The 14,232-nt window shown below is 70.7% G+C and carries 14 protein-coding genes; 9 read left to right on the top strand and 5 right to left on the bottom strand.

What is annotated here, in order from left to right; all coding sequences use genetic code 11:
• From NGB36_RS03380 to NGB36_RS03355, 6 genes are all read left to right on the top strand, one after another.
• Nucleotides 1-792 (top strand): IclR family transcriptional regulator domain-containing protein (locus tag NGB36_RS03380; protein ID WP_255918495.1); only part of this gene is annotated, 792 nt, incomplete at its 5' end.
• A gap of 73 nt (nucleotides 793-865) precedes the next feature.
• Nucleotides 866-1,015 (top strand): hypothetical protein, encoded by a 150-nt coding sequence (locus NGB36_RS03375; protein ID WP_255918494.1) that lies wholly within the window; start codon nucleotides 866-868, stop codon nucleotides 1,013-1,015.
• Between the two features lie 141 nt (nucleotides 1,016-1,156).
• Nucleotides 1,157-1,627, top strand: coding sequence for a helix-turn-helix domain-containing protein (locus tag NGB36_RS03370; RefSeq protein ID WP_255918493.1), 471 nt, complete (start codon nucleotides 1,157-1,159; stop codon nucleotides 1,625-1,627).
• 123 nt (nucleotides 1,628-1,750) lie between these two features.
• Nucleotides 1,751-2,335: a hypothetical protein gene (locus NGB36_RS03365; protein ID WP_255918535.1), complete on the top strand. Its 585-nt coding sequence runs from the start codon at nucleotides 1,751-1,753 to the stop codon at nucleotides 2,333-2,335.
• Entirely contained in the window at nucleotides 2,328-3,512 is a 1,185-nt protein-coding gene (locus NGB36_RS03360) for an MAB_1171c family putative transporter (RefSeq protein WP_255918492.1), read from the top strand. Before NGB36_RS03365 ends, NGB36_RS03360 begins: the two co-directional genes overlap by 8 nt.
• Before the next feature lie 102 nt (nucleotides 3,513-3,614).
• Complete coding sequence (locus NGB36_RS03355; RefSeq protein WP_255918491.1) at nucleotides 3,615-4,823, top strand: cytochrome P450 family protein; 1,209 nt, start codon at nucleotides 3,615-3,617, stop codon at nucleotides 4,821-4,823.
• Nucleotides 4,824-4,977: 154 nt separating this feature from the next.
• Here NGB36_RS03355 and NGB36_RS03350 read toward each other — a convergent pair whose 3' ends face one another.
• Complete coding sequence (locus NGB36_RS03350; RefSeq protein ID WP_255918534.1) at nucleotides 4,978-6,123, bottom strand: baeRF2 domain-containing protein; 1,146 nt, start codon at nucleotides 6,121-6,123, stop codon at nucleotides 4,978-4,980.
• Nucleotides 6,124-6,132: 9 nt separating this feature from the next.
• Nucleotides 6,133-7,911: a DNA polymerase/3'-5' exonuclease PolX gene (polX, locus tag NGB36_RS03345; RefSeq protein ID WP_255918490.1), complete on the bottom strand. Its 1,779-nt coding sequence runs from the start codon at nucleotides 7,909-7,911 to the stop codon at nucleotides 6,133-6,135.
• An 84-nt stretch (nucleotides 7,912-7,995) separates the two neighbouring features.
• On the opposite strand from polX, the gene NGB36_RS03340 reads away from it, so the two are divergent.
• On the top strand, nucleotides 7,996-8,772 hold the full coding sequence (locus NGB36_RS03340; protein ID WP_255918489.1) for a DUF72 domain-containing protein: 777 nt from the start codon (nucleotides 7,996-7,998) through the stop codon (nucleotides 8,770-8,772).
• Here NGB36_RS03340 and NGB36_RS03335 read toward each other — a convergent pair.
• Together NGB36_RS03335 and NGB36_RS03330 are read right to left on the bottom strand one after the other, a co-directional pair.
• Nucleotides 8,769-9,497: a Mut7-C RNAse domain-containing protein gene (locus tag NGB36_RS03335; RefSeq protein WP_255918488.1), complete on the bottom strand. Its 729-nt coding sequence runs from the start codon at nucleotides 9,495-9,497 to the stop codon at nucleotides 8,769-8,771. The genes NGB36_RS03340 and NGB36_RS03335 overlap by 4 nt on opposite strands.
• 36 nt (nucleotides 9,498-9,533) lie before the next feature.
• Nucleotides 9,534-10,973: a lipase maturation factor family protein gene (locus NGB36_RS03330; RefSeq protein WP_255918487.1), complete on the bottom strand. Its 1,440-nt coding sequence runs from the start codon at nucleotides 10,971-10,973 to the stop codon at nucleotides 9,534-9,536.
• A gap of 421 nt (nucleotides 10,974-11,394) precedes the next feature.
• Here NGB36_RS03330 and NGB36_RS03325 point away from each other — a divergent pair, with 421 nt between their 5' ends.
• Complete coding sequence (locus tag NGB36_RS03325; RefSeq protein ID WP_255918486.1) at nucleotides 11,395-11,634, top strand: chaplin; 240 nt, start codon at nucleotides 11,395-11,397, stop codon at nucleotides 11,632-11,634.
• 276 nt (nucleotides 11,635-11,910) lie between these two features.
• Complete coding sequence (locus NGB36_RS03320) at nucleotides 11,911-13,260, top strand: S53 family peptidase (RefSeq protein ID WP_443740766.1); 1,350 nt, start codon at nucleotides 11,911-11,913, stop codon at nucleotides 13,258-13,260.
• Between the two features lie 76 nt (nucleotides 13,261-13,336).
• Here NGB36_RS03320 and NGB36_RS03315 read toward each other — a convergent pair whose 3' ends face one another.
• The gene (locus tag NGB36_RS03315; protein WP_255918533.1) at nucleotides 13,337-14,080 is read right to left on the bottom strand and encodes an MSCRAMM family protein; all 744 of its coding nucleotides are present in this window, start codon (nucleotides 14,078-14,080) and stop codon (nucleotides 13,337-13,339) included.
• Nucleotides 14,081-14,232: the final 152 nt, after the last annotated feature.

Genomic DNA, 14,232 nt, shown 5'->3' with positions numbered 1-14,232 from the left:
CCTCCCACCCACCCGGTGTTCGTCGAATCGCTCGCCCGGGGCCTCGCCGTGCTCACCGCCTTCGGCCGAGACCGCGGCGAACTCCCGCTCACCGCGGTGGCGGAGGCCGCCGGTCTCGCACGTGCCACTGCCCGGCGGGCGCTGCTCACCCTCGACCACCTCGGCTATGTCACCACCCGCGGCAAGCTCTTCGCGCCGACCCCGCGCGTGCTGGAGTTGGGTTTCGCCCGGCTGGCCGGGCTGACGCTCCCTCAGATCGCCCAGCCGCACCTGGCCGGGCTGGTGGAGCGGGTGCACGAGTCGGCATCGATGGCAGTGCTCGCGGGCGACGACATCCAGTACGTGGCGCGCGTGCCCACCGTCCGCATCATGAGCGTCAACATCACCCTGGGGACGCGCTTCCCGGCGTATGCGACGTCGATGGGCCGCGTCCTGCTCGCCGGGCTGCCACGGGACGAGCGCACCGCGCGGCTCGGCGCGACGGCGCTCGACGCCCTCACCCGTCACACCATCACCTCTCCGCAGTGCCTTGCCGCCGTGCTCGACCAGGTCGAACGGGACGGGTACGCCCTGGTGAACGAGGAGTTGGAGGAGGGGCTCCGGTCGCTCGCCGTGCCGGTGCGCGATCTTCAAGAGCGTGTCGTCGCCGCCGTCAACGTCTCCATGCACGCGGCCCGCGCCACCCCCCAGCAGTCGCGCCACGCCCTGCTCCCGCCGTTGCGCGAGGCGGCGCTGGCCATCGAGCGCGATCTGCATGTGGCCGGCCGCTACACCCGCGTGCCCGTGGCCTAGCCGCACGGTCGCATCGCCGTGCGGTTGCCCGCACAGCGTCAAGATCGGTGGCAGCATCCCCTTTCCCCCGAACGTGCTGACCGCAGTCCTCGCCGCGGACGCGTTCGCCGCACCGACGACCACCGGACGGGCCAACGCCGCCGCCTCGTTGACCGAGACAGCACCACCCACCGAGCCCGCGCGGGGCCGCACCCCGGCCCGCGCAGGCTTCACCAATGGTTAAGTCCCTGATACCGGCATCGTTGCAGCTCACCGTGGTGGACTGGTGTACGGCGGCGCAGCCGTGGCAGGATGTCCCCACGCGGTGGTCACGCGCCTTAACTGGCCGTGACCCGAGGGGCAGATGCGGGAGGGGTGGTGCAGCATGAGTGAGCGGCAGGACAGATCGCCGGACGCCGCAGGCAGCCCGCTCGCAGAACGGCTCAACTACCTGTTCTCGGCCATGCACCCGCCGGGCGCTCCATACACCAACGCTCATGTGGCCGCCGAGATCAGCGGCAGCACGGAGGAGTACGGCGGGGTCCGCCTCACCGAGCAGTACCTGTCGATGCTCCGCAACGGAAAGCGCGCCAACCCCAGTCCGGACGTGCTGCGCGCGCTCGCCAAGTTCTTCGCGGTGCCCGTCGGATATCTGCTGGGCGACCTCTCCCCGGCACAGGCGGAGCGCGTCGAGGAGGAGGTCCGCTTCCTCGTCGCCATGCGCGACCAGCGGGTGCGGGCCATCGCGCTGCGCTCCGTCGGCCTGCCGCCGGACGTCCAGGACAGCCTCACCACGATCATCTCCCAGTTCCGCAGGCAGATGAACCTCCCGCCCGAGGACGGGCATGAGCGGTGAGGGCGAGCCATGAACGGTGACGCGGAGAACGGGGCCAAGGGCGTCAACGGGGCAAACGGAATCAACGGGGTCAACGGGGTCTTCTATTCGTGGCGTTGGACCGGGATCGAGGACGGTGCGGGCATGCGCGTGGGGCCGATACGCCGGCGGTGCAAGCGGCTCATCCAGGAGCTCGGCCTGCCCTCCTCCACCGACATGCAGGGCATGTGCGAAGTCGTGGCAGCGCGCGTCGGCCGGCCGGTCCACCTGGTCCCGATGAGCCTCGACGGCGTCGTCTCCGGCATGACGGCCACGACCGACGACGGTTTCTGGGTCTTCTACGAGCTGAAGACTTCCCCGTGGCACCAGGCGCACATCGTGCTCCACGAGCTGAGCCATCTGCTGCTCGGCCACGACCAGGACCCCGCCGTCACCGAGGACGCGCTGCGGATGTGGACGCCCTCGGTCGACGTGGCGACCGCGATGCGGCGCATGGGACTCACGATGGGCCTGGCGCGTCACCACTGCTACGACAATCCGGCCGAGCGCGAGACCGAGGTGCTGGGCACGCTGCTGATGGAGTACGTGGTGCCCTCGGCGCCCGACCACGGCCTGCCGCTGCAGGGGCAGGCCGCCGAACTCGCCGCGTCGCTCGGCCCCGCGCTGCAGCACGTGCGCCGCGAACGCGCCGAAGGCGCAGGCGCAGGCAAAGGACACGCCCGTGTTTGACGTGGTGTACCTGTGCTTCGGCGTCGCCGCATGGGCGATCGTCGGATACAAGGCGCGCGCCTGGTTCCGGGACCGCAGCAACGCGGATCTCGGGCTGACGTGCGTGATGACCGCCGGTGTCGCCACCGTCTTCCTCTTCTCCGCGCCCAGCCTCTACCGCCGGTTCGACAGGCTGACGGGCGTGGCCAACCTGGCCATGGTGTTCCTGTACTCCTCGGTGGTGGTGTTCGCCACCGGCGCACTGGTGCTGCTGCTGCGGTGGACCGGCCGGGCACGGCACGCCCGGGGTGTGGTCGCGGCGATCGCCGCGGCTTGGGCGGTCGCGGTCGTCTCCTTCCTGCTGGGGCGCCCTGACGCCGTCGAGCATCCGCGCGATCTGAGCACGGCGTACGCCTCCGCGCCCGGCGTCGTCACCTTCCTGGTGCTGTATCTGGTCATCTTCGGCGCCTCCCTCGCCGGTCTCGGCACTCTCTGCCCGCGCTACGCGGCACGCCTGGGCACCTCGTGGCTGGCCCGCGGCCTGCGGGTGCTCGCCTCCGGCTGCTGGCTGGGCCTCGTCTACTGCGCCTGCAAGCTGGTGGGTTTCGTCCTCTCCTGGGCTGGTATGGACCCGCGGCTGCTGTCCAACGGGGTGGCCCCGATGAGCGCGTCGGTCGCGGCGCTGCTTGTCCTCACCGGGTTCGCCCTGCCGGCCGTCGGTCCCCGCGTCTCGGCGTGGCGCAGGCTGCGCCGCCTGAAGCCGCTGTGGCGGGCCGTCACCGCCGAGGCGCCCGAGGTGACGATGGAGCAGTCACGGTGGACGGCGTGGTGGCCGCTGGCCGACCTGGAGTGGCGGGCCAACCGCCAGATGGCCGAGATCCGTGACGTGCAGCGCTCGATCCGCCGCTACGTGGAGGCGGCGACGCTCGACATCGCCCGCGAGAAGGGGCGCGCCGCCGGGTACGAGGGGGAGGGGCTTTCCGCCGTTGTCGAGGCCGCCGCTCTCCGCCGCGGCCTGCAGAACCAGGCCGTCGGACATGTGCCGGAGCCCGTCGCGGACACCGTGGTGGTGACGGACTCCACCGAACTGGCCGAGGAGCACGAACACCTTGCGCGCGTCGCCGACGTCTACCACCTGCCGCTGGTCGACGAGGTCCTCAGCGAGCTGCGGATGAGGAGCTCCGCGCGGCACCCATGAACGTGGTGGCCCCGGACGGGGGTCAGGGCCACCCGCACGGAGGCGGCGCCGGGGCGAGACCCCCGTCGCCGCCTCCGTACCGCTGTCCTTAGAGTCGTGTGCATGGAGATCACCACGACGCCCGGCTCCCCGCCCCCTGTCGACACGGCCGCGCTGATCGCCGACCCGTACGGCACATACGCGGCGCTGCGCGAGTCCGGTCCCGTCCACCGGGTCACCGGTCACGACGGGCGACCCGCCTGGCTGGTCACCCGCTACTCCGATGTACGGGAGGCGCTCGCCGATCCGCGGCTCTCCCTGGACAAGCGCAACGCGCTGCCGGGCAACTACGCCGGTTTCCCGCTGCCACCCGCCCTCGACGCGAACCTGCTCAACATGGATCCGCCGGACCACACCCGCATCCGCCGCCTGGTGGTGAAGGCGTTCACGCCCGGACGCGTGGAGAAGCTGCGCGAGCCCATACGGCAGCTGTGCGAGGAACTGCTCGACGCGATCGAGCCGCAGGGCCGCGCCGATCTGATCGCCTCCTACGCGGGCCGGGTCCCGGTGACGGTCATCTGCGATCTGCTGGGCGTCCCGAAGGAGGACAGGCACGACTTCCGCGCCTGGACCGACGCCCTCGTGGCACCCGATCCGGCCAAGCCGCACCTGGCGAAGGATGCCGTCGGCCACATGCTGCGCTTCTACACCGGCCTGATCGACAGCAAACGCGCCGAGCCCGCCGACGACCTGCTCTCGGACCTCGTCACGGTCCAGGAGGAGGGAGAAGCCGGGCTCTCCGGGGACGAACTGACCTCCCTGGCGTTCCTGATCCTCTTCGCGGGTTACGAGAACGTCGTCCATCTCATCGGCAACTCCGTGCTGGCCCTCCTCGAACGACCGCATCTGATGCGGGAGTTGCGCGACGACCCGACGGCGATCCCCGCCGCCGTCGAGGAGTTCGCCCGCTTCGACGGCCCGGCGCCGCTGGCGATCCGCCGGTTCCCGCTGGAGGACGTGGAGATCGGCGGCGTGACCGTTCCGGCGGGTGAGACGGTGCTGCTCTCCATCGCCTCGGCCAACCGCGATCCGGCGCACTTCCCCGACCCGGACCGCCTCGACCCGCGCCGCGACCGCAGCGGCAACCTCTGGCTGGGCCACGGGATCCACTACTGCCTCGGCGCCTCCCTGGGCAGGACGGAGACCGAAATCGCTCTGGAGACGCTGCTGCGCAGGCTTCCGGGCCTGGCCCTCGCCGTCCCTCACGAGGAGCTTCAGTGGCGTCCGTCGATGCGCGCACGTGGCTTGATCTCGCTCCCGGTCACCTGGTGAGCGGGAAAACGCACACGCTTTTGATGCGCAACCGGGCCCGGATGCGGTAAGAAGGTTCCTGTGCCTGCCCGGTGTGCATCCCCCGTCGCACCGGGCAGGCCGTCGGCTCCTTGAGCCGCTGTTCGCCTATTCGCCTGTTCGGGTATTCCTGTCGTCAGCTCCAGCGCAGCACGGCGCCGAGACCGCCCGCCGGGCCCTGAACTCCCTCGGGAACCAGCAGCACTTCGGCGTGCGCAGCCGCCGCGGAGCGAAGCAACGCGTCATCGGCGCGGGCCTTCACCGGCTTAGGACACGACATCGCCTGCACGTGGGAGCGTTGAACGCCGAGTTGGTCGCTACCGGGCCCGATCCACACCTCGCGCCGCGGATCGGATCCCTCCAACCCCAGTAGCAGCGTGGCTACTTGGTGACTGCGCGCCGCGTCCACCACCGCGGGTACGCCCTCCACCGCCTCGCCGACCGGCGCGTCGACCCCGCGCGGGCCGTGCTCGCCCGGCCGCCCGCGTGCGGCGTGGAAGAGGTCGAGGACGGAGTCGAGCCGGCGTCGTGCGTAGTCCTCACGCGCCGCGGCGATCTGCTCGTCGAGCAGCCTGGTGGAGCCGCCGGGGGACCTGCTGCCGCGTTCCGTTTCGACGGTGTGGGCGCGCAGCGGTTCGGGCAGATGGTGGTGGACCGCCCGGCGTTCGCGCGGATCGCCCGCCAGGACCAGCAGATTGGCACCGCTGTCGGGCCAGGCCCGTGCGATCTCGCCGGCGATGATTTCGGCGTTCTGGTTCCAGGTGTTCTCCACCTTGTTGCGGTAGTGCCATTCGTACCGGTCGGCCGGGATGGAGCGGTGGCCCCTGCCCTGCCACTGGTTGCCCTCCGCGTGGCCCGCCGTCTCGCGGCGGTGCGCGTCACGCAGCTCGAAGTCGGCGCCGGTGCGGTCGATGTAGGCCACCATGCAGCGCGGCCCGTCGCCGCAGAGACCGATCAGTGGCGCGACGTGCGGCAGGACCGACCAGGAGGTCTCCACATCCGTCGGCGAGCAGCCCAGCGGGACGTCGAGGACGACCTCGCCGTCCGTCGCGAACAGCGCACGTCCGGGCGGGGCCCCGGAGACCGGCTGGTGCGCGAGGTGGTCGACCACCGCACGGCAGGTGCGGCCGTCCGCACCCAGGTCGATGAGCTGTCCCGCGGCGGCGCGGCGCAGCAACTGCTGGCGCTGTGCCGCGTCCTCGGTGGTGCGTGAGGTGTCCAGGTAGACGGAGGCCCACGGGCCCGGACGGTCGAAGAGCGGTTTGAGGAAATCGAGTTCCATGGTCACCAATTACTCCCTTCCTCCCGCGGGCCGTGAGGTACGGCCCTCGCCCGGACGGCCCTTGCGCGGACGGTCCTTGTCCAAGAAGCGCCGCAACCGCCCGAGCGGCCAGGTGTTGATCACGTCCTCGGCGGTCAGCCAGGCGCGCTGGGCCGTTCCCACGCCATAACGCAGGTAGTCCAGATGAAGCGTGGAGTGCGCGTCGCTGTCGATGGCGAACTTCACGCCGTGCCGTTTCGCCCGCATGATGTTCTCGTCCGACAGGTCGAGCCGTTCCGGCTGGCCGTTGATCTCCAGGGCCGTCCCGGTGCGGGCGCAGGCGGCGAACACCTCGTCGAGGTCGATGTCGAGGGGCGGGCGCTTGCCGATGTGCCGGGTCGTCGGGTGGCCGATGATGTTGACGCAAGGGTGCGCGCAGGCGCGGATCAGCCTGCGGGTGAGCGCATCACGGTCCTGGTTGAAGTGTGAATGGATCGAGGCGACGCACAAGTCGAAGTCGGCGAGGAAGTCCTCGGGCCAGTCGACGTCGCCGCTGGGGCCGATGTTGAGCTCGGTTCCATGGAGCAGCCGCATCCGTTTGTGCTTGCCGTCGAGGTGACGCACGGCATCCCGCTGCTGGAGAATCTTGTCGTCGGTCATGCGCTGCATGTACAGGTCGGGCGCGTGATCGGTGATCGCGTAGTACGCATAGCCGCGCTCGGCCGCTGCGGCGATCATCTGTTCCAGGGTGGCCATGCCGTCGGTGAGGTCGGTGTGGGTGTGCAGGTCGCCTCGCATGTCGGCGTCGGTGACCAGCTCCGGGAGCTCTCCGCGCAGCCCTGCTGCTATCTCGCCGCGGTCCTCGCGCAGCGTGGGAGGGATCCAGGGCAGGCCGAGCCTCGCGTAGACCTCGTCCTCGGTCCTGGAGACGATCTTCCGTCCGCTCCCGGCGTGGAACAGGCCGTACTCGGAGAGCTTGAGCTTCTGGTGGACCGCGAGTTCGCGGGTGCGGATGTTGTGCGCCTTGGAGCCGGTGAAGTACTGCAGGGCGGCGCCCCACGAGTCGGGCGGCACCACCCGCAGATCCACCTGCAGGCCGCGGTTGGTACGGATGGAGGTCTTCTTCTCGCCGTGCGCGATGACCTCGCTCAGGTACGGCAACCGGGTGACCGCCTCCATGAACGGCGCCGAGTCCGCGGCCGCCACCAGGACGTCGATGTCCCCGATCGTCTCCTTCATCCGGCGCAGCGACCCGGCGTACGTGCACTGCTCGCACCCCGCCACCCGCTCCATGGCGGCGACGACGTCCTCGGCGAGCTCCATCGCCACGCCGATCTGCACCCGGTCGCCGGCCGACTGCATCAGCTTGATGCCGTGCAGAATGTTCTCCTCGGTCTTGGGGCCGAACCCCTTCAGGTTGCGCAGCTTCTCCGCCTGGATGGCGTCGGCGAGCTCGTCGACCGAGCTGATGTGCAGCTCCTGGTAGAGCGACATCGCCTTCTTGGGACCGAGCGTGGGGATGGCGATCAGCTCGCGCACACCGGCGGGGATCTGCGCCCGGACGTCCTCCACCGCGGCCATGTGCCCCGTGCGCAGGTACTCCTCGACCTTGTCGGCGATCGACTTGCCGACGTTCGGGATCTCGCGCAGGTGCTTGGCGTCGAGGCGGGAGACATCCGTGGGATAGCCGCCGATGGCACGGGCGGCCTTTTCGTAGGCGCGTGCCCTGTACGCGTCTCCGCCGGTGATCGATACGAGGTCGGCGTACTCCTGCAGCAGGGCTTCGACCTCTTTGTTCGGCCGAGCCATGGAGTCAGTTTAGGCCGCGGCGTACGGGCGTGCGCGGGGTGGCCGGAGTGGCCCGGGGCGGCCCTCGGTGGTACGGATCGATACATGCCCGTGCTCGTCGGAACCTCGGGATGGCAGTACAAGGACTGGCGGGGCGTGCTCTATCCGGCCGGCCGGCCGCAGCGGCTGTGGCTCGAGGAATACGCCCGGCACTTCTCCACCGTGGAGAGCAACAACGCCTTCTACCGGCTGCCGGAGCGGGACACGTTCGCGGCCTGGCGCGACCGCACGCCGGAGGGCTTCGTCATGGCGCTCAAGGCGAGTCGCTTCCTCACCCACATCAAGCGGCTGAAGGATCCCGCGGAGCCGGTGGGGCGGCTGATGGAGCACGCCGCCGGCCTCGGTGTCCGGCTGGGGCCGGTGCTGCTTCAGCTCCCGCCGACGCTGCGGGCCGATGCCGGGCTGCTCGACGCGTGCCTGGAGTGCTTCCCGTCCGGCACGCTCGTCGCCGTCGAGCCGCGGCACGACTCATGGTGGACGGACGAGGTCCGTGCCGTGCTGGAACGGCGGGGTGCCGCGCTGTGCTGGGCCGATGCGCGGGCGCGGCCGACGACGCCGCTGTGGCGCACCACGGACTGGGGCTATCTGCGCTTCCACGAGGGCATCGCCCGGCCCTGGCCGCGGTACGGCAGGCAGGCGCTGGCCACCTGGGCCGGACGGGTCGCCGAGAGCTGGCCGGACGACGCCGGGGTGTATGCGTATTTCAACAACGATCCGGGCGGGGCCGCCGTGCTCGACGCCACCGTTTTCGTGCGCGCGGTGCGGGCGGCGGGGCGCACTGCGGTCGGCCCCGACCGCATCGATATTCCCGAGACCGTTTAGGCCCCCGCCACGGTGCGGGTGGCGTCGTCGACGATGGCCTGCAGCCGCCGGTGGTGGGCGCCTCGCCAGTAAAGGTAGCCGCAGGCCGGGCAGCGGGCGAAGTCGTCGTACGTGCGGCGGGTCCCGGGTTGCAGCAGGTGCGCCACCTCGCCCTTGGCCACCGGCGCCACTCGTCCGTTGCACGCCGTGCAGCGCGTCCACGGGGCCAGCGGCGGGGCGAACCGTCCGAGGACGTCGGCGAGCTGCTCGTCGGCGCGGCTGCCGCGTACGTACGCGCCCAGCCACAGGGCCCTGCGGCCGAGCAGGCCGCGGTCCTGGGTGAGCAGCACCCGGCGTTCGGTGTTGGCCTGCTCGATCAGCGTGTCGTCGTCGAGATCGTTGCCGTAGGCGGCGTCGACGCCGAGCAGCCGCAGCCGCCGCGCCAGAGTGCCGAGATGGACGTCGAGGACGAAGCGCGGTGGGCCCGGCGGCAGCGGCTGGGGCCGCTCGATCCCGCGCACCTGGATCACGTCACCGTCGGCCGGCCGGTACGAGGCGGGGACCTCCCGACCGTCGACGAGCAGTCGGCCCACCTCGGTCAGCGGCACTCCGAGCGACTGGACCACGTGGCCGAGCGACGAGGTGCCGTCGTAGCCGGTGCGAAGCTCCTCGGTCGCCCGGTGGCGGGCGGCCAGGAACAGCCGCAGCTCGTCGGGGACACGAATGCGCAGCTCCGATCCGTCCACTCCCTCAGCATGCCACCGGCCGCTCGCAGCACAGTCTCACCACAGCCGGACACGGTCCCGGCTGATGGGCGGCAGGAATTCGCGGACGAGTGTGCGCTCCCACCACTCCCCCGTCGTGCGCAGCCGCCGCCAGTCGGTGAAGCGGTAGTGGTAGAGGCGCGCGCGGACATGGGTGGGCGGAATGGTGGGGAAGGGATTGGTACGCAGCAACTTGAGGATCGCCGGGTCGTTCTCCAGCAGTTTGGCGACGAAGGGGACGAACCACGGATCGGCGTAGAGCGGCGAGATGGCGACGAACCACATCAGCCAGTCGAGCCGGAGGTGGTAGGGCGCGAACTGGCGGGGCAGCCGCCGCGGATCGCCCGGTTTCCCCTTGAATCCGTACTCCCGCCAGACGGTCTCCGAGGTGATCTCGTCCTCGTCGGTGCCTTCCACCACCACTTCGTAGCGGAACCGGTTGATGCTGCCGAAGGCGCCGTAGGCGTTGACGAGATGCAGCCTGTTGAAGGAGTAGTTCATCAGCTGGCGGCGGGAGACGAGATTGCGCGCCGGGTAATAGCTCAGCCCCACGACGAAGACGGTGACGGCGAGCACGACGACCTCGTACCAGAGCGGGGCGGCCGGGAGCGCCGGGGGCCGCGGCAGCGGCAGCACGGAGGCGGCGAGCGAGCCGTCGACGGCCGGGAGGGCGAGCACGATCGTCAGCCAGTTGAGCCAGGCGAAGTTGCCGGAGAGCACGAGCCACAGCTGGGTGACGACGATGATCCCGGCGGCGACGCTCGCCACCGGCTGCGGGGTGAACAGCAGGACGGGCACGGCGAGTTGGGCGACATGGTTGGCGCCCACCTCGACCCGGTGCAGCGGCTTGGGCAGATGGTGGAAGAACCAGCTGAGCGGGCCCGGCATCGGCTGGGTCTCATGGTGGTAGTACAAGCAGGTCAGGTCGCGCCAGCACGGGTCGCCGCGCATCTTGATCAGGCCCGCGCCGAATTCGACACGGAAGACCAGCCAGCGCAGCAGCCACAGGACGAGCACGGGTGGTCCGGTACGGGCGTTGCCGAGGAAGACGGCGAGGAATCCCGTCTCCAGGAGCAGGGACTCCCATCCGAAGCCGTACCAGGTCTGGCCGACGTTGACGATCGACATGTACAGCAGCCAGGGCGCCAGCCACAACAGCATCGACGCCCACAGCGGTACGGCGTCGGCGGCGCCGGCCACGATCGCCGCCGAGACGGCGGCTCCGCTCCAGGCGACGGCGGCGAAGAACCGGTCGGAGTAGTGGAAGTGGAAGATACTGGGCGACTCGCGGAAGGGCACGCGCGCGGTGAAGCGCGGGATCGGCAGCAGTCCATGCTCTCCGAGCAGCGCACGGAACTGGTTCGCGGCGGCGATGAAGGCGATGAGGTAGACGGCGGCGAGCGCCCGCTGGAAGACGATGCGGCTCAGCCAGTAACCGTTCGCCGTGAACCACTCCATGACCTGCATTCTGGCGCCCCGTCATCGCGTTCGGGACCGCGCACCCGATGGCGACCACCCTCGGATGGCCCAATTCCCTTTCCAGGCTCACTCTTCTGGGCCCCCATTGATTGGCCTTCCGTGTCGCGGAGGGGCTTTCCGCGTTGAGCACGGTGGCAGCAGCCGCGGACGCGCGTCGTCAGCGGTACCAAGGCTCTGGGACCGGAGTTCCTCCGCGGTTCCAAAGCCGTTCCGGGGCCCTGAAGCCGCGCGGGGCCCCGGACTTCAGCTGCGGCGTTCGGGCGTATTCAGGTGCCAAGGATCACCTGAATGAGCGGCCGGACGCAACCTGGCGGCCGCTGGGCCGTTGATCAGCATCCCCGGGGCCATCAGACGCGGGGATGCTGATCAGCAATTCGCCAGACTCGAAGGGACCTCATTCATGTCGCGTATCGCCAAGGCGGTCGTTCTCACGGCCGCCGCCGGTGCAGCCGTCGCCGGGTCCGCCGGTGCAGCCGTCGCCAACGCGGGTGTTGAGGGGGCCGCGACCAAATCGCCGGGTGCCATCTCCGGAAACCTGATCCAGGTGCCGATCCACATCCCGATCAACCTCTGCGGCAACTCGGTCAACGTCATCGGCGCTCTCAACCCGGCCTTCGGCAACCCCTGCGTCAACAAGTAGGCCTTCTTCGGCCGCACAGCACGCACCGCCCGGACCCTCATGGTCCGGGCGGTGCTGTGCTGTGCGGCGTCCGGTTCACTCACCTACCGCAGCAGCCTCACAAGACCTGTGCTTGACATGGTCTTGACCAGTACGGGAGCACGGCGCCATCGTGAACCGTACGTGGCACGCGGTGACCTGACGTGCCGTGGCAGGCGGTGACCTGACGCGCCGTCGGCACACTCTGCTCTTCGTCATCCGGCCCTTGCAAACCGCCTGAGACCGTACGGAGGCCCTATGCACCGTCGCGAGATACCCGATATATCCACCCGATCCCCCGCGATTCCGCACCGCCGACCAAGACGCCGGCTCCGGCGGATGGCAGCGGCCGTCACCGCGCTGCTCACCCTCGCCGTCACCGCCCTCATCACCGGCCTGGCCACCGGCGCCCAGGCCACCGCCCCCTCCTCCGCGCACAGCGGCTACGCATCGCCGAGCATAACGGCATTCGGCTGTGCCCATCCCGAAGCACCGGGACAGGCCCGCTGCTTCGGCATCATGAAGGCCCGTCGCACCGCCACGGGTCGCATGTCCCCGTTCACCACCGGATCCCCGACCACCGTCGGATACATGCCGTCCGATCTGCAGTCCGCCTACAAACTGAGCGGCACCTCGGCATCCGGGCGCACCGTTGCAATCGTCGACGCCCAGGACGACCCGAACGCCGAGTCCAACCTGGCGACGTACCGCAGCGCCTACGGCCTGCCGTCGTGCACCACCGCCAACGGCTGCTTCCGCAAGGTGAACCAGAGCGGCCAGGCCTCACCGCTGCCGTCCGGCGACTACGGGTGGGCCGAGGAGATCAGCCTCGACCTCGACATGGTCTCCGCCGTCTGCCCCAGCTGCCACATCCTGCTGGTCGAGGCCAACTCGGCGAACACCTCGGACCTGACGACGGCCGAGGACACGGCGGCCTCCACCTCCGGTGTCGTCTCCGTCTCCAACAGCTGGGGCGGCTCCGAGGACTCCACCATCACCTCGTCCGACTCCCACTTCAACCACCCCGGCGTCGCCATCACCGCGAGCTCGGGCGACTCCGGCTACGGCGTCTCCTGGCCTGCCTCCTCGCCGTACGTCACCGCCGTGGGCGGCACTTCGCTGAGCAAGGCGTCGAACTCCCGCGGCTGGAGCGAGACGGCCTGGAGCAGCGCGGGCTCGGGCTGCTCGGCTTACGAGGCGAAGCCGTCCTGGCAGCACGACTCCGGGTGTGCCAAGCGCACCGTCGCCGATGTGTCCGCGGTCGCCGACCCCAACACCGGGGTCGCGGTCTACGACACGTACAACAGCTGCGGCGGCGGCTCGTTCTGCGACATCGAGCTCGAACTCGGGCTCGCGCAGGGAGCGGACGGATGGGTCCAGGTCGGCGGCACCAGTGCCTCGTCGCCGATCATCGCGAGCGTCTACGCGCTCGCCGGGAACACCGCCCAGGTCACCTACGGCTCTTACCCGTACAGCCACACCGCCGCGCTGAACGACGTCACGTCGGGCAGCAACGGCTCCTGCGGCGGCAGCTATCTGTGCACCGCGGGCCCCGGCTACGACGGCCCGACCGGTCTCGGCACGCCCAACGGCACCGGCGCGTTCTGACCGGCGCCGCGCCGACGGACGAGGGCCGGGCCCGTACCGCAGAAGTGCGGCGCGGGCCCGGCCCCTGTTCTTCCGGTCAGTCCTCGGGGTGGACGAGGGTCATGTCGAAGCCGGATTCGCCGGTGCCGTCGAGCGTCACGGACGTCGCGACCGGCGGGTAGCCGCTGGCGATCACGGTGTAGTCCCCCTCGGCGAGGTCGGTGAAGGTGTACCCGCCGTCGTCAGCCGTGGTGGTGGCCGCGACCACGTTGCCCGCCGCGTCGACCAGGGTGACCCGTGCGTCGGCGAGCGGGGTTCCGGCGCCGCCCGCCCGGACGACGCCCAGCAGCCGGGCACCCGCACGGAGTTCCACCTCGCACCGGGTGGTGCCGGAGGCCGCGACCTCGACCGGGACGGCCGTCGGCCGGTACCCCGGGGCGCTCACCGCGAGAGTGAACGCTCCCGCGACCAGCTCCTGCAGGCCGAACGTGCCGTCCCCACCGGTGGTCGCGGACGCCACGACCTCGCCGCGGACGTCCGTCACCACGACCATCGCGCCCGCGACCGGGGTCGCGGCTGCCGCGTCACGCACCGCACCGGCGAGCCCCGCGGTGCCCGAGAGCACCAGGTCGTACGAGAGCGGCTGGTCGCCCACGACGACGGTGGCAGCCTGCGGCTGGTGCCCGTCGGCCGCGGCAATCAGTACATACGAGCCGGACCCGGGTGCGGTCAGCGCGTAGCCGCCGTCGGCCTGGGCAGACGCCCGACCGACCTGACGGCCATTCAGATCGATCAGAGTGAGCGTGGCGCGCGGGACGGGCGCGCCCTCGCCTCCGTTCACGTATCCGCGGATCTCCGTGCCCGAGACAGGCGCAAAGCCTGCGCCGACTCCGCCGCCGGCGGACGAGACGAGTGCGGCGGGCGCCGCCGCCAGGCCATCCCGGCCGAGGAGGGGCTCGGTGCGCGCGCCGACGACGGCGAGCTCTGCGGCCT

The organism is Streptomyces humicola (genome assembly GCF_024436035.1).
Taxonomy (GTDB): domain Bacteria; phylum Actinomycetota; class Actinomycetes; order Streptomycetales; family Streptomycetaceae; genus Streptantibioticus_B; species Streptantibioticus_B humicola.
This window is presented reverse-complemented; position numbering and strand designations above follow the sequence as displayed.

What these genes read in the sequence shown, in the direction of transcription:
- NGB36_RS03340 (WP_255918489.1), top strand. Translation starts at nt 7,996, where the DNA reads ATGCCCGTGCTCGTCGGAACCTCGGGATGGCAGTACAAGGACTGGCGG.
- NGB36_RS03355 (WP_255918491.1), top strand. Translation starts at nt 3,615, where the DNA reads ATGGAGATCACCACGACGCCCGGCTCCCCGCCCCCTGTCGACACGGCC.
- polX (WP_255918490.1), bottom strand. Translation starts at nt 7,911, where the DNA reads ATGGCTCGGCCGAACAAAGAGGTCGAAGCCCTGCTGCAGGAGTACGCC.
- NGB36_RS03365 (WP_255918535.1), top strand. Translation starts at nt 1,751, where the DNA reads ATGCGCGTGGGGCCGATACGCCGGCGGTGCAAGCGGCTCATCCAGGAG.
- NGB36_RS03325 (WP_255918486.1), top strand. Translation starts at nt 11,395, where the DNA reads ATGTCGCGTATCGCCAAGGCGGTCGTTCTCACGGCCGCCGCCGGTGCA.
- NGB36_RS03350 (WP_255918534.1), bottom strand. Translation starts at nt 6,123, where the DNA reads ATGGAACTCGATTTCCTCAAACCGCTCTTCGACCGTCCGGGCCCGTGG.
- NGB36_RS03370 (WP_255918493.1), top strand. Translation starts at nt 1,157, where the DNA reads ATGAGTGAGCGGCAGGACAGATCGCCGGACGCCGCAGGCAGCCCGCTC.
- NGB36_RS03320 (WP_443740766.1), top strand. Translation starts at nt 11,911, where the DNA reads ATGCACCGTCGCGAGATACCCGATATATCCACCCGATCCCCCGCGATT.
- NGB36_RS03330 (WP_255918487.1), bottom strand. Translation starts at nt 10,973, where the DNA reads ATGGAGTGGTTCACGGCGAACGGTTACTGGCTGAGCCGCATCGTCTTC.